This window comes from Micromonospora trifolii, from assembly GCF_022229005.1.
In the GTDB taxonomy this organism is placed as follows: Bacteria; Actinomycetota; Actinomycetes; order Mycobacteriales; family Micromonosporaceae; genus Micromonospora; species Micromonospora trifolii.
Genome location: NZ_JAKKFD010000043.1, coordinates 1 through 20,993, shown reverse-complemented (window position 1 = coordinate 20,993; position 20,993 = coordinate 1). Strand labels below are relative to the sequence as shown.

General features: G+C 71.0%; 21 protein-coding genes and 2 tRNA genes. 7 read left to right on the top strand and 16 right to left on the bottom strand.

The window, feature by feature from the left end; genetic code table 11:
- Window positions 1-586 precede the first annotated feature (586 nt).
- Window positions 587-811 (top strand): hypothetical protein, encoded by a 225-nt coding sequence (locus NIE79_RS24595; protein ID WP_238680821.1) that lies wholly within the window; start codon window positions 587-589, stop codon window positions 809-811.
- Window positions 812-814: 3 nt separating this feature from the next.
- On the opposite strand, the gene NIE79_RS24590 is transcribed toward NIE79_RS24595, so the two are convergent.
- The 6 genes from NIE79_RS24590 to NIE79_RS24565 all read right to left on the bottom strand — a co-directional run bounded on the left by NIE79_RS24590 (window position 815) and on the right by NIE79_RS24565 (window position 6,348).
- Window positions 815-1,612 (bottom strand): carbon-nitrogen hydrolase family protein, encoded by a 798-nt coding sequence (locus NIE79_RS24590; RefSeq protein WP_238680820.1) that lies wholly within the window; start codon window positions 1,610-1,612, stop codon window positions 815-817.
- Between the two features lie 136 nt (window positions 1,613-1,748).
- Window positions 1,749-3,044 (bottom strand): ATP-dependent Clp protease ATP-binding subunit ClpX, encoded by a 1,296-nt coding sequence (gene clpX / locus NIE79_RS24585; RefSeq protein ID WP_112676080.1) that lies wholly within the window; start codon window positions 3,042-3,044, stop codon window positions 1,749-1,751.
- A 209-nt stretch (window positions 3,045-3,253) separates the two neighbouring features.
- The gene (locus NIE79_RS24580; protein WP_238680819.1) at window positions 3,254-3,916 is read right to left on the bottom strand and encodes an ATP-dependent Clp protease proteolytic subunit; all 663 of its coding nucleotides are present in this window, start codon (window positions 3,914-3,916) and stop codon (window positions 3,254-3,256) included.
- 10 nt (window positions 3,917-3,926) lie between these two features.
- A complete protein-coding gene (locus NIE79_RS24575; RefSeq protein WP_007464111.1) occupies window positions 3,927-4,568 on the bottom strand; it encodes an ATP-dependent Clp protease proteolytic subunit in 642 nt (213 codons plus the stop codon).
- Between the two features lie 221 nt (window positions 4,569-4,789).
- Entirely contained in the window at window positions 4,790-6,136 is a 1,347-nt protein-coding gene (gene tig / locus NIE79_RS24570; RefSeq protein WP_238680818.1) for a trigger factor, read from the bottom strand.
- Window positions 6,137-6,274: 138 nt separating this feature from the next.
- Window positions 6,275-6,348, bottom strand: a tRNA-Pro gene (locus NIE79_RS24565).
- 280 nt (window positions 6,349-6,628) lie between these two features.
- On the opposite strand from NIE79_RS24565, the gene NIE79_RS24560 reads away from it, so the two are divergent.
- A tRNA-Gly gene (locus tag NIE79_RS24560) sits at window positions 6,629-6,702 on the top strand.
- Between the two features lie 150 nt (window positions 6,703-6,852).
- Complete coding sequence (locus tag NIE79_RS24555) at window positions 6,853-7,245, top strand: hypothetical protein (RefSeq protein WP_238680817.1); 393 nt, start codon at window positions 6,853-6,855, stop codon at window positions 7,243-7,245.
- Between the two features lie 118 nt (window positions 7,246-7,363).
- Here NIE79_RS24555 and NIE79_RS24550 read toward each other — a convergent pair whose 3' ends face one another.
- Both NIE79_RS24550 and NIE79_RS24545 read right to left on the bottom strand, forming a co-directional pair.
- Window positions 7,364-8,191, bottom strand: coding sequence for a hypothetical protein (locus NIE79_RS24550; protein WP_238680816.1), 828 nt, complete (start codon window positions 8,189-8,191; stop codon window positions 7,364-7,366).
- Window positions 8,188-8,697: a SigE family RNA polymerase sigma factor gene (locus NIE79_RS24545; RefSeq protein WP_238680815.1), complete on the bottom strand. Its 510-nt coding sequence runs from the start codon at window positions 8,695-8,697 to the stop codon at window positions 8,188-8,190. The genes NIE79_RS24550 and NIE79_RS24545 overlap by 4 nt, the downstream gene beginning before the upstream one ends.
- Window positions 8,698-8,886: 189 nt before the next feature.
- Between NIE79_RS24545 and NIE79_RS24540 the strand changes: the two genes are divergently transcribed.
- Together NIE79_RS24540 and NIE79_RS24535 are read left to right on the top strand one after the other, a co-directional pair.
- A complete protein-coding gene (locus tag NIE79_RS24540) occupies window positions 8,887-11,031 on the top strand; it encodes a M14 family zinc carboxypeptidase (RefSeq protein WP_238680814.1) in 2,145 nt (714 codons plus the stop codon).
- A gap of 92 nt (window positions 11,032-11,123) precedes the next feature.
- On the top strand, window positions 11,124-11,390 hold the full coding sequence (locus tag NIE79_RS24535) for a hypothetical protein (RefSeq protein ID WP_238680813.1): 267 nt from the start codon (window positions 11,124-11,126) through the stop codon (window positions 11,388-11,390).
- Between the two features lie 165 nt (window positions 11,391-11,555).
- On the opposite strand, the gene NIE79_RS24530 is transcribed toward NIE79_RS24535, so the two are convergent.
- A complete protein-coding gene (locus NIE79_RS24530; protein ID WP_238680812.1) occupies window positions 11,556-12,101 on the bottom strand; it encodes a hypothetical protein in 546 nt (181 codons plus the stop codon).
- Between the two features lie 138 nt (window positions 12,102-12,239).
- On the opposite strand from NIE79_RS24530, the gene NIE79_RS24525 reads away from it, so the two are divergent.
- Window positions 12,240-12,581 carry a hypothetical protein gene (locus tag NIE79_RS24525; RefSeq protein ID WP_238680811.1) on the top strand — a complete coding sequence of 114 codons (342 nt, stop codon included), beginning with the start codon at window positions 12,240-12,242 and terminating at the stop codon, window positions 12,579-12,581.
- A gap of 11 nt (window positions 12,582-12,592) precedes the next feature.
- Here NIE79_RS24525 and NIE79_RS24520 read toward each other — a convergent pair whose 3' ends face one another.
- From NIE79_RS24520 to NIE79_RS24505, 4 genes are all read right to left on the bottom strand, one after another.
- The gene (locus tag NIE79_RS24520; protein WP_238680810.1) at window positions 12,593-13,060 is read right to left on the bottom strand and encodes a ribose-5-phosphate isomerase; all 468 of its coding nucleotides are present in this window, start codon (window positions 13,058-13,060) and stop codon (window positions 12,593-12,595) included.
- A gap of 87 nt (window positions 13,061-13,147) precedes the next feature.
- Window positions 13,148-14,347 carry a DUF1015 family protein gene (locus tag NIE79_RS24515; RefSeq protein WP_238680809.1) on the bottom strand — a complete coding sequence of 400 codons (1,200 nt, stop codon included), beginning with the start codon at window positions 14,345-14,347 and terminating at the stop codon, window positions 13,148-13,150.
- 89 nt (window positions 14,348-14,436) lie between these two features.
- Window positions 14,437-14,952 carry a hypothetical protein gene (locus NIE79_RS24510; RefSeq protein WP_238680808.1) on the bottom strand — a complete coding sequence of 172 codons (516 nt, stop codon included), beginning with the start codon at window positions 14,950-14,952 and terminating at the stop codon, window positions 14,437-14,439.
- Window positions 14,953-15,145: 193 nt separating this feature from the next.
- Window positions 15,146-15,772 (bottom strand): mycothiol-dependent nitroreductase Rv2466c family protein, encoded by a 627-nt coding sequence (locus NIE79_RS24505; protein ID WP_238680807.1) that lies wholly within the window; start codon window positions 15,770-15,772, stop codon window positions 15,146-15,148.
- Between the two features lie 222 nt (window positions 15,773-15,994).
- On the opposite strand from NIE79_RS24505, the gene pepN reads away from it, so the two are divergent.
- Entirely contained in the window at window positions 15,995-18,544 is a 2,550-nt protein-coding gene (pepN, locus tag NIE79_RS24500; RefSeq protein ID WP_238680806.1) for an aminopeptidase N, read from the top strand.
- Between the two features lie 169 nt (window positions 18,545-18,713).
- Here pepN and NIE79_RS24495 read toward each other — a convergent pair whose 3' ends face one another.
- Genes NIE79_RS24495 through NIE79_RS24485 form a run of 3 tightly spaced genes read right to left on the bottom strand, consistent with a single transcriptional unit; the run spans window position 18,714 to window position 20,943 of the window.
- Window positions 18,714-19,121 (bottom strand): DUF5130 family protein, encoded by a 408-nt coding sequence (locus NIE79_RS24495; protein ID WP_091405419.1) that lies wholly within the window; start codon window positions 19,119-19,121, stop codon window positions 18,714-18,716.
- A complete protein-coding gene (gene ctaJ / locus NIE79_RS24490; protein ID WP_441005359.1) occupies window positions 19,108-19,422 on the bottom strand; it encodes an aa3-type cytochrome oxidase subunit CtaJ in 315 nt (104 codons plus the stop codon). Before ctaJ ends, NIE79_RS24495 begins: the two co-directional genes overlap by 14 nt.
- A 57-nt stretch (window positions 19,423-19,479) precedes the next feature.
- Window positions 19,480-20,943: an amidase gene (locus tag NIE79_RS24485; protein ID WP_238680822.1), complete on the bottom strand. Its 1,464-nt coding sequence runs from the start codon at window positions 20,941-20,943 to the stop codon at window positions 19,480-19,482.
- Between the last annotated feature and the right edge of the window lie 50 nt (window positions 20,944-20,993).

The window sequence follows — 20,993 nt, the reverse complement described above, 5'->3', positions numbered from 1 at the left end:
GGGGAAATAGCCCCGGGTTGGGGTTCCACCACAGTGGAACCCCAACCCGGGGCTATTTCCCGCTCCGCACCCCGCGCTTTCAGCGCCAGGCACTTTTACTACGTTACCCGCTCGTTTCCGCCGTGTCAAACCGGTATTTCGCGGTTCGTCATTGCTTCAGCCCGATAATGCGGGTGGTCTTGCTTGCTCGAGTCCACGATGACGCACGTCGTTGCCGACGTTCGTTTCTGTCGTGGGAAGCCGCAGACCGGCCGATCGCCGCTTCGCGGCTCTCCGCCCGGCTCCTGCCGGCTTCGAAACTCTACCCGGTCGGCTTCGCGTTCGCAACCCCGTTTCCGGAGTGTTCCGCACCGCCCGATCCTCAGTCTCGCTCGGCGTTCCCGCCACGAGCCTGGCGCCCGTTCTCGGCCGGTTTGTCCGGCCTCCCCCGTGCAGAGAGAAAGTTACGCGGACGGCCCAGAGAAGGCAAATCAGGGTTCATCACTGGTTCGGACGAAGAGCCCTCGCCGGCACCAAGGACGCGAGCACCTCGCCTCCCCGGCTCAGCCGAGGACGCGGGCCGCCTCGACGTGCCAGAGTGTCAGTCATGGATGAGTCCGGGCACGTTGCCAGGGTGTTCGCCGAGGAGGCGCTGCTCGGCCTCATCGGGCCGTTCTGGCAGGTGGTGATCGGTGCGGTCGTGCTTGTCGTACTTGTGCTCTCGGTGGGACGGCTGGCCCGACGGGGCAGGTCCCGGATGACCACGGCGCTGCTGGTCACCGCAGCGGCCATCGCCGGGTTCGCGGTGATCGGCGTCCTGCTGGAGGGCTGAGGGTCAGAGCCGGCGGTTGGCGAGGCTGGGCAACTCGGCGCGGATCGTGTCGAGCCGGTCCAGGTCCAGGTCGACGACGGACAACCCCGGGCCGTCCGGCACCTGACCGATGACAGTCCCCCACGGGTCGACCACCATGCTGCGCCCGAAGCAGGTACGACTCGGCTCGTGGTCGCCGGTCTGACCGGCCGCCGCCACGTAACACTGGTTCTCGATCGCCCGGGCCCGCAGCAGGACCTCCCAGTGGTCCCGGCCGGTGTGCATCATGAACGCGGCCGGCACCACCAGCAGCTGCGCGCCGCCATCGGAGGCGAGCAGCCGGTACAGCTCCGGGAAGCGCAGGTCGTAGCAGATCGACAGGCCGACCCGCAGCCCCTCGACGTCGACCACCACCGGTTGGACCCCGGGCGCGACGCTCGCCGACTCCCGATAGGAGACGCGACCGGGGATCTCCACGTCGTACAGGTGGATCTTGCGATAGCTCGCGGCCAGACTGCCGGAACGGTCGAAGACCAGCGACGTGTTCCAGGTGTGGTCCGGGTCCGGGCCGGCCTCATGGAACGAGCCCGCCACCAACCAGATCCCGAGCCGCCGGGCTACCCCGGCGAAGAAGCTGCCCACCTCACCGTCGACCGGCTCCGGTTCGGGCAGCCCAGCGGCAGGGCCCAGGTAGTCGACGTACTCCGGGAGGACGGCGAGATCGGCGCCGCCGGCGGCGGCGCGCTCCAGTAGGGCCTCCGCGGCCGCCAGATTGGCCTTACGGTCGTCCCGGGCGTTCAGCTGGCAGACGGCGACACGCATGAGCAAAGGGTACGGCTGGAGGGCCGCTCACGGACAGCGTCACAGTCTGGCCGGCGCGGGTCGCACCGGCAGGCGCCGCCGAACACGAACACGCCGGCCGCCTCAGAATCGAGCGGCCGGCGTGACGCGGGAACGATCAGGCGGACTTCTCTTCGCGGTCGCGCCGAGCCCGGCGCCCGGTGAACTCGCGCGGCACGATCGTCGGGTTGACGTTCTCCAGGACAACCTCGCGGGTGATCAGCACGCGGGCGGCGTCGGGGTTGCTCGGCACCTCGTACATCGCGGAGAGCAGAACCTCCTCGATGATGGCTCGCAGACCACGAGCACCGGTGCCCCGCAGCATCGCCTGATCGGCGATGGCTTCCAACGCCGGCTCGTCGAACTCGAGCTCGACACCATCCAGCTCGAACAGGCGCTGGTACTGCCGGACCAGTGCGTTGCGCGGCTCGGTGAGGATCCGAACGAGGGCGCTACGGTCCAGGCTGCGGACGTTGGTGATCACCGGCAGTCGGCCGACGAACTCGGGGATCAGCCCGAACTTGAGCATGTCTTCCGGCATGACCTGGCTGAAGATGTCGTCGGTCGACCGATCGGAGACCGACCGGAGCCGGGCGCCGAAGCCGGTGCCGCCCTGCCCGGTGCGGGACTCGATGATCTGGTCGAGCCCGGCGAAGGCGCCACCACAGATGAACAGCACGTTTGTGGTGTCGATCTGGATGAACTCCTGGTGTGGGTGCTTACGGCCACCCTGCGGCGGCACGTTGGCCACCGTGCCCTCGAGCATCTTGAGCAGGGCCTGCTGCACACCCTCGCCGGAGACGTCCCGCGTGATCGACGGGTTCTCCGACTTGCGGGCGATCTTGTCGACCTCGTCGATGTAGATGATGCCGGTCTCGGCGCGCTTGATGTCGTAGTCGGCGGCCTGGATCAGCTTGAGGAGGATGTTCTCCACGTCCTCGCCGACGTAGCCCGCCTCGGTCAGCGCTGTGGCGTCGGCGATGGCGAACGGGACGTTCAACATCCGGGCGAGGGTCTGCGCCAGGTGGGTCTTGCCGCACCCCGTCGGGCCGAGCAGCAGGATGTTGGACTTGGCCAGCTCGACGGCGTCACTGCCGGAGCCCGGCGCACCAGCGGCCTCGGCCTGGATCCGCTTGTAGTGGTTGTAGACCGCTACGGCGAGCGCCTTCTTGGCCTGATCCTGACCCACGACGTAGGTGTCGAGGAACTGGCAGATCTCCATCGGCTTGGGAAGCTCTTCCCACTTCACCTCGCCGGACTCGGCCAGCTCCTCTTCGATGATCTCGTTGCAGAGATCGATGCACTCGTCGCAGATGTAGACCCCTGGGCCCGCGATGAGCTTCTTGACCTGCTTCTGCGACTTGCCACAGAAGGAGCATTTCAGTAGGTCGCCGCCGTCACCGATCCGTGCCACCTACGTTCTCCCTGCACTCATCGGCCGGAGACCCGGCCCTGACCTGCGGACGTTGCGCGCCGCCCGGCTTAGTTCGCGCCGCCGGCTCAACCGGCGAAGCGGTACGGACCCGACGTTACCCGCTGGCGGGGCATTCTCCGACCCCCAAAACGGGTGTGTCAGAGGTCGGCCGGGAACGGAGCCCCGGCCAACCTCTGACCCGATACAGCTCAGCGGGCGGCGTTGGCCGCCAGCAGACCCTTCTTGCGACTGGTCAGGATCGTGTCGACCAGCCCGTACTCCTTGGACTCCTCGGCCGTCATGATCTTGTCACGGTCGATGTCCTTGCGAACCTGCTCGGTCGGGCGGTTGCAGTGGCGGGACAGCATGTCCTCCAATTGCGTACGCATCCGCAGGATCTCCCGGGCCTGGATCTCGATGTCCGAGCCCTGCCCGTAGCCGCCCTCGGTGGCCGGCTGGTGGATGATGATCCGCGAGTTCGGCAGGGCCATCCGCTTACCCGGAGTGCCCGCCGAGAGCAGCACCGCCGCCGCGCTCGCCGCCTGCCCGAGGCAGACCGTCGAGATGTCCGGACGGACGTACTGCATGGTGTCGTAGATCGCCGTCATGGCGGTGAACGACCCACCCGGCGAGTTGATGTACATGATGATGTCGCGGTCGGGATCGGTGCCCTCGAGCGTCAGCAGCTGGGCCATCACGTCGTTGGCCGACGCGTCGTCCACCTGGACGCCGAGGAAGATGATCCGGTCCTCGAAGAGCTTGTTGTACGGGTTCGACTCCTTGACCCCGTACGACGTGCGCTCGACGAACGACGGCAGCACGTAGCGGTTGTGCACGGCCGCGAACTGGGGCGGCAGGCTCAGATCGGTCATCGTCAGCTCCTCAGCTCAGGGTCCCGGCGCCATCCGGAACCTGTGCGGCCCCGATGATCACCTTGTCGATGAAGCCGTAGTCCATGGCCTCCTGGGCGGTGAACCAACGGTCCCGGTCCGAGTCGGCCTCGATCTGCGACTGGCTCTGGCCGGTGTGGTGCGCGACCCGCTCCTGGAACATCCGCTTCGTGTAGAGCATCTGCTCCGCCTGGATGGCGATGTCGGACGCCGTGCCGCCCAGACCACCGGACGGCTGGTGCATCATGATCCGTGCGTGGGGCAGGGCGTACCGCTTGCCCTTGGTGCCCGCGCAGAGCAGCAGCTGCCCCATCGAGGCAGCCATGCCCATCGCCACGGTCGACACGTCGTTGTCGATGAACTGCATGGTGTCGTAGATCGCCATGCCGGAGTAGACCGAGCCACCCGGCGAGTTGATCCACAGGTTGATGTCGCGGTCCGGGTCCTCCGCGGCGAGCAGCAGCAGCTGCGCGCAGATGCGGTTGGCGACCTGGTCGGTCACCTCACTGCCCAGGAAGATGATGCGTTCCTTGAGCAACCGGTTGTAGACCGAGTCGTCGAGGTTGCCAATGGAGTCGCCACCGCGCGCGTCAATCGCCCGGAGCGACTTCTTGGGGATGTGCATGTCGGTCATGGCAGCCCTTCGCTCTCCGTACCGTCTTTCCCGACACTAACCGCTGTGCGGGGCGGCAGAGTCCCGGTCGGGGCAGTGTTCGCTCTCAGCGCAGCTGTGTCGGGCGTACCCGCGGCGCGGGCTTCCGGGCGTACCCGGCAGTGCTTGCTGCCCGGGCGTACCCGGAAAGGGAAACGGCCGCCGTCCGCCGCTCAGCGGCGGACGGCGGCCGCACCCGACGATCAGTGGTCGTGGTTGTGCTCCGCCTCGTTGGCGGCGCGCAGCGCGTCGAGGGTGATCCCGTTGCCGGCCGAGTCCTTGATCGTGATCTTCTCCATGACGGCGGCGAGCGCCTTGCCGCGCCGCACGTCGCCGAAGACCGCGGCGGCCGCGCCGGAGCGCACCAGCTGGTCGTAGTACTGCTGCGGGGCCATTCCGGCACGCTGCGCCCGGTGCACGATCTCGTGCCCGAACTCGTCGTCGGAGACCTGCACGTCCTCGGCGTCGGCCAGCGTGTCCAGGAGAAGCTGGACCTTGACGCCCTCGGTCGCCGCCTCGGTCAGCTCGGCGTCGATCTGCTCCTCGGTCTTGTCCTCGGCCGCGAGGTACTCCTCCATCGAGGCGCCGATCCGCTCCAGCTGGTCGACCATCGCCTGCTTGCGGCTCTCGACCTCCTCGCGGACGACACCCTCCGGGGCGGGGATGTCGGCGGCCTCGACGAGCTCGGCCAGGGCCTTGTCCCGAGCGGCGTAGATCTGCTCGACCTGCTTGCCCTGGGTGACCCGGGCCCGCAGGTCGCCGCGCAGCTCCTCGATGGTGTCGAACTCGCTCGCCATCTGGGCGAACTCGTCGTTGAGCTCCGGCAGCTCCTTCTCCTTGACCGTGCGCACGGTCACCGCCACGTCGGCGTCCCGACCGGCGAAGTCGCCGCCGACCAGCTGGGTGGTGAAGGTGGTGTCGTCACCGGCGGCGAGGCCGACCACGGCCTCGTCCAGGCCCGGCAGGAGCTGCTTGCTGCCCACCTCGTGGGAGATGTTGCTCGCCTGGCCGCCCGGCACGTCCTCGCCGTCGACGGTGGCGTTGAGGTCGATCTGGACGTAGTCGCCCTCGGCGGCGGCCCGCTCCACGGTCTTGAGGGTCGCGAAACGCTCCCGCAGGTTCTTCACCTGCTCGTCGATCTCGCTCTCGTCGATCTGCAGCTCGTCGACGGTCACCTCGATGGTGCTCGCGTCCGGGATGGTGATCTCCGGGCGGACGTCGACCTCGGCCGTGAAGTTCAGCGAGTCACCGTCGTTGAACTCGGTGATCTCGACCTCCGGGCGCCCCAGCGTCTTCAGGTCGTGCTCGCGTACCGCGGCGAGGATGTTCTCCGGGATGGCCTCCTGGACCGCCTCGTTGAGGACGGTGCCCCGGCCCACCCGCTGGTCGATCACCGCGGTCGGCACCTTGCCCCGGCGGAAGCCCGGAACCTGGACCTGCGAACCGATCTCGCGGTACGCCTTCTTGAGGCTCGGCTCGAGCTCGACGAACGGCACCTCGATGGCGAGCCGCACGCGCGTCGGGCTCAGAGTCTCGACGGTGCTCTTCACAGGCGTACTCCTTGACGGATCTCAGTTGAGTCTGGGCGTGATTCAGCCCATCGAGTGTAGGCGAGCCGGCCTGACGCTCCGGCATCGCCCGGGGACCGCACTGGGCGGCACCCGGGGCGGCCCGGCCGCGGACGACAGTCGGGGTGGCGGGATTTGAACCCACGGCCCCTCGCTCCCAAAGCGAGTGCGCTACCAAGCTGCGCCACACCCCGTGGCGACGTGCAGTCTATGCCGTCGCCACGCCTCAGTCGGTGCCGGGGCATCCCCCACCCGGACACATCACCCGAAAATTCCCATTCCGCCCCGCCCGCGCACCGCCAGGATCCGCAGGGCGGCGCCAAGATCCGCGCAACGTCACGGATGTTGTGCGGATCTTGGGTCGCCGCGCCGCCGGGTCGCGGACGACGCCGCACCGCGAGGCGGTGGCGCGGTTACGCGTCGGGCGTCGGCATTGGGTACGCTGGGGGCGCGTCCTGTTTCGGCGGGGTGCACGCGGGCGTAGCTCAATGGTAGAGCTTCAGTCTTCCAAACTGACTACGCGAGTTCGATTCTCGTCGCCCGCTCCAACGCCCTCCGGCCCCGGTCGGAGGGCGCTTTGGCGTACAGGACTTGGCGCACGGGACGCCACGGTCGCAGATCCGGTGGGGACACCGGACGTTCGGAGTTCGCCGATACGGCTCCTGTGCAAACGTTGACGAGCGGCCGAGACTGTAGCGATGTCATCCGATGGCGGGGGCGCCCCGCGCGGGCAGGTCGCCAGCGCCACTCTGCTCATCGTCGTCGGCGTGCTGGTCCTCTTCGTCCCGGCGGGTGACGAGGGCAGGGTGCTCGTGCCCATCAGCGAGGGCCATGGGCTGTCCGCCGTGGACGCGGTCGGCGCGGCGCTGCTGACCTTCGGTGGCACCTGGCTGGAGGTGCTTGTCGTACGACGCCTGCCGTACCTGGCCCTGCCCCCACGGGCCCTGTTCGCACTCGGCCTGCTGGCCGGCCTCGGCGTGGGGCTCCTGGTCGCCTCGGTCTTCACCGGATTCTTCTGGTGGTGGGCGGTCGGCGCCGGCGCGCTCGGCATCGCCATCCTCGTCCTGGTGCCACTCACGGCGCGCCGTTGAGAGAGGCGCGCCGCGCCTCCAACGGGCCGGCGGGCGGCGCGCGTCGATGCACAGCAGGGCCCAGGTGGACCGCACGGTGGCGGCACCTGGACCCCCTCGGCGAGGCCGAGTCGCCGTGTCACTTCAGGTGGAACCGTTCGTCGACCGCGAGAGTCGCCAACTGCGGCACGGAGAACGGCAGATCCTCCAACGCCGGCCGGCTCTCGTCGAGCCGCACTCCCTGCGCCACGAAGACCACCACGCCGTCCGGGTGCCGGTACGCCGACCACTGGTCGAGCCGATCGTCGCTGCCCGGTCGGACCACCACGCCGACCCGCAAAGCGCCGACGGTCTCGACCCGACACTCGCCCCGCATGCCCCAGAATTTCTGGGCCAGGTCGCACGGCTCGGTCGGCAGCGGGTTGGGGGCGTCGTGCACCTCGACGATCACTCGCCCGGTGCCCTTGCCCTTCGCCACGGCGACCGAGGTCAGGTAGCTCCACACGTCGACGCCGTCCACCTCGGCCTCGAACTGCGCCTGCTGGGTCCGCAGCGTCGGCTCCTCGGACTGGTTCGGCGGGTCCTCCGGCGCGGTGAAGCCGGCGGGTACCACCGAGACGACCTCTCTGAGCAGGTGGATGCCCTGCTCGTACTTGGCGCCGGCCCGCGCGGTCCGGTCCTCCTGCGGTTGCCCGTCCGGCCCGGTCGGCCACGGCGCCTTGGTGTCCGGAGAGCCCAGTGGGCCGTGGCCCGCGGGTTGGTAGACGTCACCCTCCGGGGTGGCGACGGCCGCGAAGCCGGTGACCGCCAGCACGACAGCCGCCGATCCGAGGGACGCCCACAGCGCGCGTCGGCGGAAGTGCGTCCGCCGCGCCGCGCCGAGCGCGGCTGTCGTACTCAATGGTGGTGGCGGGGTTGTCCCCGCCATCTCGCTGCGCAGCCCCTCGCGCAACTCCTGCTCGTTCATCGCTCCCCCATCTCGATCGCGCTGTAGGTGGGTGTCAGGAGGCCGCGCAAGGTGTCGAGCCCGCGTGCCGCCTGGCTCTTCACCGTCCCTGGAGAACACTCCAGCAACGCCGCGACGTCCTCGATCGACAGGTCCTCCCAGTACCGCAGAACCAGCACGGCCCGTTGGCGCGGTGCCACCCGGGCCAGCGCCTGGAGCAGCACCAGTCGGCTCTCCGGCGAGTCGGGCGGGGCCACCTGCTCGGCGTCCTCGCCACCCACCCGCTCACGCCGCCACCAGCCGCGGCGGCGCTCGTCGAGGAAGGTCCGGATCAGGATCTGGCGCACGTAGCTGTCGAGCACCTCGTGCCGGGAGATCCGGTTCCACACCCCGTAGAGCTTGACGAACGCGGTCTGGACCAGGTCTTCGGCACGGTGCCAGTCGCCGCACAGCAGGTACGCGGTGCCGCGCATGGCACCGGACCGTGCCGCGAAGTACTCGGCGAACGCCTCGTCGCGATCGCTCATTCAGGCCTCCGATCCCCGTTTCGAGATAGTCACGCGGGGTCTGACCCCGGGGGTTGCTCCGGAGATCGCGCCGATGCCACGGGGATCAACGCCGCACCGGCACGGAGGACTCCCTGACCACCTTGACAGGTGTCGATCCGTGCACTGGTGTAAGGACCAAGCACATCGACGTCCGTCACAGGAGGGCACATGATCGTCCGACGACGGTGGACAGCTGCCGCCACCACAGTGATCCTGTTCAGCGCAGTGTTGTCCCATCCCGCTTCCGGAGCGGCCGCACCCGCCGACCCGGCCGCCCCGATCGCTCTGAGCGCCACCGAAACCGCACTGGTCCGAGTCCAGCTCCGCGATCAGGCCCAGTTGGACCGGCTCGTCGCCACCGGTGCGGACCTGGCCAACCGGCCCCGGGCGCGGGACAACCGGGTCATCGCCGACCTGGTGCTCAACGGCGCGCAGCTCGCCGAACTGACAGCGCAGGGCGCGACGGCCGTGCAGATCGTGCAGCGCACCGGGGACGGGAACCGGCACTACGCCGACAGCGTCCGCGCGGCTCAGGCCCGCACCGCCGCCGGGCTACGCGCGCCGGCCGCTGGCCAGCGGTCCACCACCGCCGCTGCCGTGGACACCCTCCAGGTGCAGCAGGCGTACTGGTGGACAACTACCGGACAGACCTTCCTCCAGGCCCAGGTGGCCACCACCGCCACCGACGACCCGGACGTGGAGATCACCGTCAGTTGGCGGACGGTGGACGGCGCCACCGGCTCGTTCCCGCTGTACCGGTTCGAGGACTCGGGCGAGTATCAGTACCACTACGCGCTCCCCCAGCCGGTGCCGAGCCGACCGGTTCAGCTGAGCGCCACCTCCAGCCTCGGCGGGGTCAGCCGGGTGGTCACCCCGACGTCCTGGCCGAACGCCTCCCCGCCTCCGCTTCCGGCCGGCTACCAGAAGGACTTCATCGACGCGTACCTGACGCCGACGGACATCCAGGCGCGGATCAAGCGGCTGGCCCGCCAGTACCGGGACCTGGTTGACGTGATCGACCTGCCGAACAAGACCCAGGGCTACCGGCGCACCGCCGCCGGCTACCTGGGCGACCCGGCGGTGGCCGCAGTGGTGGTCGAGTCGGTCCGCTTCGGCGACCAGAACATGAACGGCGTACAGGTGCGGACTGTCGACCCGGGCCGGGCGAACCGGCCGCTGACCGTCGGCTACCGCGACCGGGTCCTCACCGTGTCACTGGCCACCGACACCGCGGGCAAGACGGTGAGCACCACCGACGAGGTCGCGGCGGCGATCAACGTCCGTCAACCGGAGCGGTTCCGGGCCACCGTCGAGGACGGTTCGGCCGGGCTGCCGATGCCCGTCGCGGGCCCCACCCGACTCGACGACGGCCTCCAGGGCACCGAGGTGCCGGCGCGGCCGTGGACGGTGCAGGCGTTGCGCCTCGGCGTACACCGGGACGGCTCCCGGGTCGGGGTGCTCGCGTACTCCCAGGAACACGCCCGGGAGTGGGCCACGCCGCTGGTGACGCTGGAGTTCGCCGAGCGGATGCTCGCCAACGCCCGGACCGACCAGGCCACCCGTGAGCTGCTGGAGCAGGTCGACATCTTCGTCATCCCGATGGTCAACCCGGACGGTGCGAACTACTCGTTCAACGACTTCAACTTCCAGCGCAAGAACCTTGTCAACCACTGCGCCGGGGCGGCGCGCGACCCGAAGAACCGCGCCTCGTGGGGCGTCGACATCAACCGCAACTACACAGTCGGGTCGTTCTTCGACGGCTACGTGGGCGCCAGCGCCAACTGCCTGTCCGGCACCTTCGCCGGCACCGCGGAGCTGTCCGAGGCGGAGAGCCGCAACGTGATCACGCTCGCCCAGGACCACCCGAACATCAAGTTCGCGATGAACGTGCACTCCTACGGCGGGTACTTCATGTGGCCGCCGGGGGCGTACCGGGCCGACGGCAGGGTCACCCTCCCGCGACCGTCGATCGACGAGTCGACGCTGTTCCTCAACAGCGCCCGGCGGATCGTCGGCGCCATCGCCCAGGAGCGCGGCACCGTCACGTGGCCGTCGCAGACCGGACCGGTCGCCGACGTGCTCTACTCGGCCGCCGGCAACTCGGCCGACCAGCTCTACTACGAGCTGGGCATCTTCGCCTGGGACTTCGAGGTCGGCAACGACCGGTGGAACCCGGCGACCAACCAGTGGGAGGGCGTCGGCTTCCAGCCGCCGTTCGACGAGGCGCACGGCGAATCCCAGGAGTACGCCGGCGGGCTGGTGGAGATGGTCCGGGTGGCCCGCGACTACGCCGCCGCCGAATCCGCCGGCTGAGCTTCGGCGGTGCCGCGTCCACTCATGGGGCGCGGCACCGCTGGCCGGATTTCACCCGTTTCCGCCGGGTGCCTGGCGGGTAGGGCCCGTTCATGGACACGAACACCACTGCCCACCTGGTGGGCGGCCCCCGAGACGGCAGCACCCACGAGACCGGCGACGCGGCACTCGTCGAGGTGAAGATCGACGGTCTGATGCACCGCTACATCAAGACCACCAAGCAGCACGACGATGGTCGGCCGCTCTACAACTACGACGGGGCGGTCGCCCCGGACGGCGGCGAGCCCGGCGTCGAGGATCCGGCCGCCCGGGTCGCGTCGCCCCGAGCCGACGCCGAGGGGCACGGCGGCACCCACTGACCGCCGCACCATCGGGGTCACGCAAGCCCACGAAGGAGGTACCGGTCCGAGCGGCCGGCCACGGATGAACCGCGGCCGGCCGGGTAAGCGGCAACCTTGCCTGGTGGGGAGACGACCGGGTGCACGGGTGGGCGGTCCTGGACCGGCCCGCCCGTGCACGCCCGGTCAGTTGGAGGAGATCCAGTTCCAGGCCGAGACGACCCACTCGGTCTGCTGAAGCCACGCCACGCCGAGGCCGGCGAGGAACACCGCCGTCGCCAGGTGCGCACCTCGGGCGCTGCGCCGGACCCGGCCCAACTGCCGCTCCAGCACCACCCGGCCGACCAGGCGGAACAGGGCGAACAGGCCGACCGCCACCAGCAGGCTCAGCACCAGCACCAGCAGCGGGCCGCTCAGATCACCCTGGCCGGACAAAGCCCAGATCCCCCAGCACACGAACGCGAAGAGGCCGGCCGCCGCGCTCCACTCACCGCCGCGCCGCAGCTGCGCCATCCGCGAGCTCAGCGAGCGGCGGGGCACCGGCTCGCCGGGCCAACCGGTGCCGGTCGGCTCCTGCTCGACCACCGGGAACGGCTCCGTCCGCGGCGTACGCGGCTCACCCACCGGAGCGACGCCCCGGCGGAACCCGTCACGCTGCGGCGGCACCCCGACGCCGGCCTGCGGTGGCACCTCCACGGTCCGCTCCGCCCACGGCTGCGTCTGGTCTGCCATCTCGTCCTCCCCCTGACCGACGGCACAGCACCGCCTTGATTCGAGGGTAGCCAGCCGGCAAATCGGTCGCCGACCCCGGCCGGGACGCGAGGCCCCGCGACGCTGCCGGATCAGACCCGGCCGGGGTACGGTCGGCGGATGGGTGACAGCGACCGACGACGGCGACGGCTGCGCCACCACGGCGACACCGAGACGCCCAGACCGGGTGCCGACGGCCCGACGGTCAGCACCCCGGGCGTGCACGACGGTGACGACCCGCCGCCGCGACGCAGGAGCACCGGCGGCGACGAGCGCGACGGCGAGCGAGGGCTGCGCGGGTTGGTCGGCTCCGGCTCGTCCCAGGTGGGGCTGAGCGCCGCGCTACGGGCCCGGGACGCGGCCCGCCCCACCGACGACGACCTGGCCGAGGCGGAAGCCCGGGTGGTGGTCGTCCGGCGCAACTGGGTGCCCCGCGAGGAACTGCCCCGCTCGCCGCGCTGAGCGCCGCACGGTCAGGGCAGGTCGGGCAGCTTCCGGGTCCGCTCGTACTCGGCCACCTGGGTGATCCGACGAGCGTGCCGCTCGTTGCCGGAGAACGGTGTGTTCAGGAACGCCTCGACGATGCCGGTGGCCTCGTCCAGCGTGTGCTGGCGGGCACCGATGGCGACCACGTTCGCGTCGTTGTGCTGGCGGGCCAGTTGGGCGGTCTCGACGCTCCAGGCCAGCGCGGCGCGGACGCCGGCGACCTTGTTCGCGGCGATCTGCTCACCGTTGCCGGAGCCACCGATGACCACTGCGAGCCCGGTCTCGTCGGCCACCACCCGGTCACCCGTGTGCAGGCAGAACGTGGGGTAGTCGTCGTCCGGGTCGTAGCTGTGCGGGCCGACGTCGACCACGTCGTAGCCCTGCATGGCCAGGTGGTTGGCCAGGTGCACCTTCAACTCGAAACCGGCGTGATCGGATCCCAGGTAGACGCGCATACCGGGCAGTCTGTCAGGCCGCGCTCGGGGACGTCACAGGGGCGGCGTCCCCGAGCCGGGTTCGTCACACGGTCGTGCGGGTGGCCCTCAACGCGGCAGCTCGGCGACGACCAGACCGCCACGCGCCTTCGGGGTGAACCAGGTGCTCTTGCGGGGCATCTTCCCCCTGGCCAGATTGACCGCGACGAAATCCCCCACGGTCACCGGCGCGATCAGGATGGCCAATTCGGCCCGCCCGGCGTCGACCTCACCGGTGAGCCAGCTCGCCGGGTAGTCACCGCCGACGTAGGTGATCCGCTTGTCACCCGGGTCCAGACCGAGCGCGTCGCGCAGCACCAGCCGCTCGACCAGGGCGTGGTCCAGGTTTTCCAGGCGGGCGCTGGCGGTGGCGGGCAGGCGCACCGCGTACCCCTGGCCGTCGAGGCGGAGGTGCACGGTGCCGCCGGCCGCCGGGACCTCGACCGGGCCGTCGATCGGCTCGACCTCGGCGCCCGCGGCCCGCAGCCGGTCGAGCAGCTCGGCCGGGGTGGTGGTCAGCTCGCTGACCAGCCGGTTGTACGGCTGGATGGCGACCGACGCGGGGGTGGTGACCACGGCCAGGAAGCGCGGCAGCCCGCCGGTCTGGGCGGCCAGGCTGCGGTGGTTGCCGTCCGCGACGACCAGGTCGCCGCCACCGGCGAGAGCCGTCAGCGCGGCCTGCTCCGGGCCGGGGCCGAGCAGCCAGATGGCGTGCGTGCGCCCCGCCTGGTCGGTGTCCGTCGCGGCGGGCGCGCCGGCCGTGTCGGTCGCCGCCGCGAGCGCGGCGTGCAGCTCGTCACCACGCCCGGTCTGGAGCAGGAGTACGGGTGAGAGCAGGTGGCCCAGCGCGTCGGCCAGCGCCACCCGCTCGCGCACCTTGGCGATGAAGACGTCCTCGTTGCGGATGACCAGGCCCGGCTCGTCCGCCCGGGTGGAGATCTGGTCGGTGTCCACCATCGCGAACAGGCCGTACGCCGGCTCCTCGCCGGGCGCGCTGATCCGGTAGAGCACCACCACCTCCTCGGCGGGGGTGTAACTGCCGTCGGCCTTGGCCTCGCCGAGGCGGGCCACCGCGTCCGGCAGCGCGTCGAGGAACGACTTGCCCAGGCTCTGCGGGGCGCGGTGCGGCATCTCGATGCCGAGAGCACTGTGCGGGTTCGACTCGATGATCGCGGTGATCTCCGCGTCGTCGGCGAACTCGTCGTAGTTTTGCGCGCCGGTGCCGCCAGTGGTGACCCAGGCCCGGGTGATCGGATGCACGACCGTCATGCCCACTGACGCTACCGGCGACGGTGTCGCCGCCGACGGGGACCCGCGGGGCGTCCACCAGATGAAAGCGCCGGGTGGGGCCCGCGTGGTCAGCCGGCGCGGTCGGAGGTGCCCCGGCGGTGCTTGCCCGCGCTCGCCGGCCCACCGTTGCCACGCCGACCGGTCCCGATCGGCCCGGTGTTGAGGGCGCGGCGGGGCGACGCGGGCGGCCCCGGCACGGGACGGTCGGGAGGAGGCGTGGGAACGGGCCGCGGGCTCAGCGGCGGCGTCGGCACCGGGCGCGGAGGAGCCGGCGCCGGCGGCGGGGGCGCCGGTTCGGCCGGTGCCGCCCCCGACGGCACCAGCGCCGGCGCGTCGGCCGGCACGGCGTCGACGGGCGACGCCAGTGGGTCGATCGACGCGGGCGGGGTGAGCCGGGAGGTCACCGGGACCCGCGCCACGCCCACCACGATGGGCGGCGCGAGCAGATCCACCAGGTGGGCGGGCAGGTCCGGGCGGACCGTCGGCCAGCGGGAGTCGTCAACGGACCAGTAGTCAGCGCCGGGAATCTCGATCACCCCCTGCCGGGTCAACTGATCGTCACCGGACGCACGGTGCTTGGCCATCGGGATTTGCCTCCACGAACTGCGGCGTGCGGCCCTGCGGGTCGCTGCGGCGGACACCGAGGGAAACGACGCCGCCCGCCTCCCGGTGACGCCACGACCGTGCGACAACCCGGAGCCCGCACTGCGCGTCGGACGCGACACGCCCCCGTCCGCGCGACTGACGAAGCACGGACGGGGGCGCGGCGGTCGTCGCTCAGTCGAAGATCGGGCTCTGCTCGCGGGTGCGCTTGAGCTCGTAGAAGCCCGGGGTGCCGGCGACCAGCAGCACGCCGTCCCAGAGGCGGCCGGCGGCCTCCCCCTTCGGAGCCGGCGTGATCACCGGGCCGAAGAACGCGACCGGGGCGCCGTCCGGGCCGGGCGCGTGCACGACCGGAGTGCCCACGTCCTGCCCGACCGGGCGCATGCCCGCCTCGTGGCTGGCCCGCAGCGCCTCGTCGTAGTCGGTGCTGTCGGCGGCCGCGGCCAGCGCCGGGTCGAGGCCGGCGTCGGTGAGCGCTGCCACGTACAGCTCCGGACCCCGCTCCTGCTTCTGCAGGTGGATCCGGGTGCCGAGCGCGGTGTAGAGCGGGCGCAGCACGTCGTTGCCGTGGAGCTGCTCGGCGGCGATGCAGACCCGCACCGGGCCCCAGGCGGTCTTCAGGAACTCCTTGTAGTCCTCGGGCAGCTCGTCCCGGCCGTCGTTGAGCACGGCCAGGCTCATCACGTGGAAGCGGATGTCCACATCCCGGATCTGCTCGACCTCAAGCAGCCAGCGAGAGGTGATCCAGGCCCACGGGCAGGCCGGGTCGAACCACATGTCGGCGGTGACACGTTCGGTCACTGTGAGATCCCTTCGCGACGGGGTGGCGCCGACAGGTCGGCGCCTGAGGAGAATCTTCACCCCGCAGCACATCGACCGGCACCCGAATGAGAGCGTGACCTCGGCCACCGCGGGCTGCCCGTACATGGAAGACTCGAATCGGGCCAGCCGTCACGAGCGGTAGGCGAACGGGCGCCGCCGGGCGTACGGCGACATGTGGGATGGAGACGAACAGTGCCGGGAGTGCGCAACCTGACGCAGGTCGAGGCGACCGAGCGGGCCCGCCTGCTCAACGTGACGGGGTATGACATCAGTCTGGACCTGTCCAGCGCCGTGCTGGCAGCCGACGGCCGCACGTTCAGGTCGACGACCGAGGTCCGGTTCCGCTGCTCCGAACCGGGCGCGGGCACCTTCATCGAGCTGGCCGCCGAGTCGGTGCGGTCCGCGACGCTGAACGGCACGTCCGTCGACCTCTCCGACTGGTCCGCCGAGAAGGGCCTGACCCTGTCCGGGTTGGACAGCGACAACGTCCTGGTGGTCGAGGCCGACTTCGGTTACTCCAACAGCGGTCAGGGTCTGCACCGCACTGTGGACCCGGTGGACGGCGAGACGTACCTCTACAGCCAGTTCGAGACGGCCGACGCGCAGCGGGTGTTCGCCTGCTTCGACCAGCCCGACCTGAAGAGCGTCTACACCTGGCACGTCACAGTGCCGGCACACTGGCGGGCGGTCTCCAACATGCCGGTGCAGCGGGAGGAGCCGGCGGGTGAGGCGCTCAAGACGCTGCACTTCACCGAGTCGCCCCTGATGAGCACCTACATCACGGCGATGTGCGCCGGGCCGTACCACGAGGTGCGCGACTCGCACGACGGCATCGAGCTGGGGGTGTTCTGCCGGGCGTCGATGGCACAGTACCTGGACTCCGACGACCTGTTCCTGATCACCAAGCAGGGCTTCGACTTCTTCCACGAGAAGTTCGGCGTGCGCTACCCGCTGCCGAAGTACGACCAGCTCTGGGTGCCCGACTTCAACGCCGGTGCGATGGAGAACTTCGGCTGCGTGACGCACGCCGAGTCGCACTACCTGTTCCGCTCGCAGGTCACCGACTTCGAGTACGAGCAGCGGGCCAACACGATCCTGCACGAACTGGCCCACATGTGGTTCGGTGACCTGGTCACCATGCGCTGGTGGAACGACCTGTGGCTGAACGAGTCGTTCGCCGAGTGGGCCAGCCACTGGTGCAACACCAACGCGACCCGGTTCACCGAGGCGTGGACGACCTTCCTGTCCATTCGGAAGAACTGGGGCTACCGGCAGGACCAGCTCTCCTCCACCCACCCGGTCTACACCGAGATGCCGGACATGGAGGCCGTGGAGGTCAACTTCGACGGCATCACCTACGCCAAGGGCGCGAGCGTGCTCAAGCAGCTCGTCGCTTACGTGGGTGAGGAGCCGTTCGTGGCCGGGCTGCGGGCCTACTTCGGCAAGCACGCCTGGGGCAACGCCGCCTTCGACGACCTGCTCACCGAGCTGGAGGCCGCGTCCGGGCGGGAGCTGCGCAAGTTCGCCGCGCAGTGGCTGGAGACCGCGCAGGTCAACACGCTGCGGCCGGAGGTGACCATCGGGGCCGACGGCACGTACGAGCAGGTGCTGGTGCGGCAGGAGGCGCCGGCGGCGTACCCGACGCTGCGCACCCACCGGATCGGCGTGGGCCTGTACGACCTGACCGACGGGCGACTGGTCCGTCGGGAGCGGTACGAGGTGGACGTGACCGGCGAGCACACCGATCTCGCCCCGCTGCGGGGCGTCCGTGCGGCCGACGTTTTGCTGCTCAACGACGACGACCTCAGCTACACCAAGCTGCGCCTCGACGAGCGTTCGATGGCGACGGTGGTGCAGCACATCGGTGGCTTCGAATCGTCGCTGGCCCGCGCGCTCTGCTGGACCGCCGCCTGGGACATGATCCGCGACGCCGAGCTGTCCGCCCGCGACTACGTGGCGCTGACGCTGAGCGGGCTGCCCGCGGAGACCGACATCAACCTGGTCACCGCCACCCTCCGGCAGGCGACCACCGCGCTCACCCTGTACGCCGACCCGGCCTGGGCGCCGACCGGCTGGGCCGACCTGGCCCGTACCGCCCGCGACGCACTCGCCGCCGCCGAGCCGGGCAGCGGGTTCCAGTTGGCCTGGGCCCGGGCGTTCACCTCGGCGGTCCGCTCCGAGGAAGACCTGGCGACGCTGCGCGGTTGGCTGGACGGCACCGGCATGCCGGCCGGGCTGACAGTCGACACCGAGCTGCGCTGGTCGGTCCTCGCCGCGCTGGTGGCCAACGGTGCCGCCGGTGCCGCCGAGATCGAGGCGGAGCTGAGCGGCGACCGCACTGCCAGCGGCGAGCGGGAGGCCGCGTACGCGCACGCGTTGATGCCGACGGCCGAGAACAAGGCCGCCGTGTGGGCCCTGCTCACCGGCCCGGACGCGCTGCCCAACTGGCGGCACCGGGCGCTGCTGCAGGGCTTCGCCCACCCGGCGCAGGTGGATCTGGTCGCCCCGTACCGGGAGCGGTACTTCGCGGCGGTCGGGCAGGTGTGGGCCACCCGGGACAGCGAGCCGGCGCAGGAGTTCGCCCAGCTGGCGTACCCGACCTACCTGGTGGAGGACGACACGGTGGCGGCCACCGACGCGTGGCTGGCCGGTGACGGGCACCCCGCCCCGCTGCGTCGGTTGGTGGCCGAGGGCCGCGACGGTGTGGTGCGGGCGTTGAAGGCCCGCGCGAAGGACGCCCAGAGCGCCTGAGCAGCGTTGTCCGACCCCGGGGCCGGCGTGGGTGTGAGCCCGCGCCGGCCCCGGGTCGTCGGTTGCGAAGATCGTGCTCGAACATGGAAATAGGGGCCTCAGCCGCAGTCGAGGCCCCTATTTCCTGGATCGGGCACAATCTTGTGTGCCCGCGCGTCGTGTGTGCCGGTCAGCCCTTGCCGGCGTGGCTGGCGAGCTGGTCGAGGCCGTTGATGATGCCGCCGGCCAGGTCACCGCCGCTGAACGCGCCGACCATGGAGAGCGCGGCCAGCTTGGCGTACGTGTCGGGGATGCGCTTGCGGGCGTACCGCCCGGTGATGATCTCCAGCTGCCGCTGGTTGGGCGACACGGCGATCAGCACCGACTTGTCGGGCTCGGCGAGCTGACGGTGCAGCCGCTGGGCGTGCTCGCGGATGGGCTCGTCGAGACCGCCGACGAAGACCGAGAAGACCAGGCCGGTGCCCTTGTCGGCCAGGCGCAGGGCCTCGTCGATGCGCAGCAGCTGGCGGGTCGAGAACGGCCCGTCGAGCACCTCGGGCGGATTTTCCGACCCGGTCTGCTTCTCACCAACGGTCACTTGCGCCTCCGGTTCCACCGGCCGGCGCCTCGACGCTGGCCTGCTCAAGCTTGTGGCTGGTCAGCGCGGGCGCCTGCGCCCCCGCCGTCAGCGCGGTGCCGGCCGAGTCGGCCAGCTGCTCCGGACGGCCCAGGAACCAGACCGGAGTGAAGTCGAAGGGCCGGCCCGGACGGTAGCGCTTGGCGCCACCGCCACCGCCGGTGGCACCCCCATGGCTACCGGCGTACGACAGGCCGGCGATGACCAGCACCGCGGCCAACGGGATGCCGACGAAGACCAGCAACGTCTCGGTAACAGACAATCCCAACGCCCCCAGGCGGAAGAAGGACGACCTTGAACAACCGGGTCGGATGGACGATCACGCTGCCGACCGCCCGACTCCGTCGCCATTCACGTTAGCGGAGTCGGCGGCCCGCCAGATTGCGGGGTGCCGATCCCATCCGTCACTGGAGTTCTCCAGTTGCGCAGCGGTAGCGATAAGCCGCGCGTCGTCGCCGTACCGGCCGGTGAGCAGCACCCCGACGGGCAGTCCGTCGGTGGTGGTGCCCAGCGGCAGGGAGACGGAGGGATCGCCGGTGACGTTGAAGATGGCGCAGTAGGGCGAGAACCGGCGTTGCCGGTCGAAGTCGGCGGCCGGGTCCGCGTCGGCGGTGAACCAGCCGACGGGCGCCTGCGGGGTGGCCAGGGTGGGACAGAGGAGCAGGTCGCAGCCGGCGGTGCGGCGGGTGCCGAGGCGGACCTGCGCCTGCAACTCCCCGAGGGTGGCGGCCAGGGTGCCGGCGGAGAGTTCGGCGCCCCGGGCCCGGAGCAGCCGGGTCAACGGCAGCAGCTCCGCCTCCCGCTGCGGCGGCACCGGGGAGAGCGCCAGCACGTACCAGAGGATCTCGAACAGCGGCCACGCCGCCGGCCCGAGCGGCGGCGGCACCTCGACCACCTCGTGACCGGCGGCCGTGAGCAGCGCGGCGGCCCGGTCCACGGCGGCCACGCAGTCGGGGTGCACTGGTTCGTCGGCGAGCATCGGCGTGGTGAACCGGCCGATCCGTAGCCGGCCGGGCTCGGCCCGGCGCGCGACGGCCAGATAGCCGCCGGCCGGCGCCTGCGGCGGCAGGTACGGCTCACCGGGGACCGGGACGGCCATCACGTCGAGCAGCGCGGCGACGTCGGTGACCGTCCGCCCGAGCGGGCCGCTGGTGGGCAGGCCGAACGCGCCGGAGCCGATCGGCCCGCCGGAGACGAGGCCCCGACTGGGCTTGTAGCCGACCAGGCCGCACAGCGACGCCGGGATGCGCAGCGACCCACCGCCGTCGGACCCCTGGGCGACCGGGACCAGCCCGGCCGCTACCGCCGCCGCCGCGCCGCCGCTGGACCCGCCAGCGGTGTACGCCAGCTGCCACGGGTTGCGGGCCGGCGGCGCGACCCGGCCCTCCGAGTAGAGCGAACAGCCCAGCTCGGAGGTGGTCGTCTTGCCCAGGCTGACCAGACCGGCGGCCTTGATGAACCGGACCACGTCGGCGTCGACCGGCGGGACGAAGTCGAAGAAGGCGGCCGAACCGAAGGTGGTGCGGACCCCCGCGGTGAGCGTCAGATCCTTGATCGCTGTCGGCACCCCGTGCAGGGGGCCGCGCGCCTCGTTCGGCACCGCGTCGGCGGCCTGCGCGGCCTGCCGGGCGAGGTCCGGTGTGACGGTGACGAACGCGCCCACTGTGTCACCGAGCGCCGCCACCCGGCGCAGGGAGTGCTCGACCATCTCGACGCTGGACAGCTCGCCGCGGGTCATCGCGGCGGCCTGCTCCAGCGCGGTCAGGTCGTGCGGCTCGGCCATGCCGTCATCCTGCCGGCAGTCGGTCGTTCGCGCAGCCGACACGCGCAGCC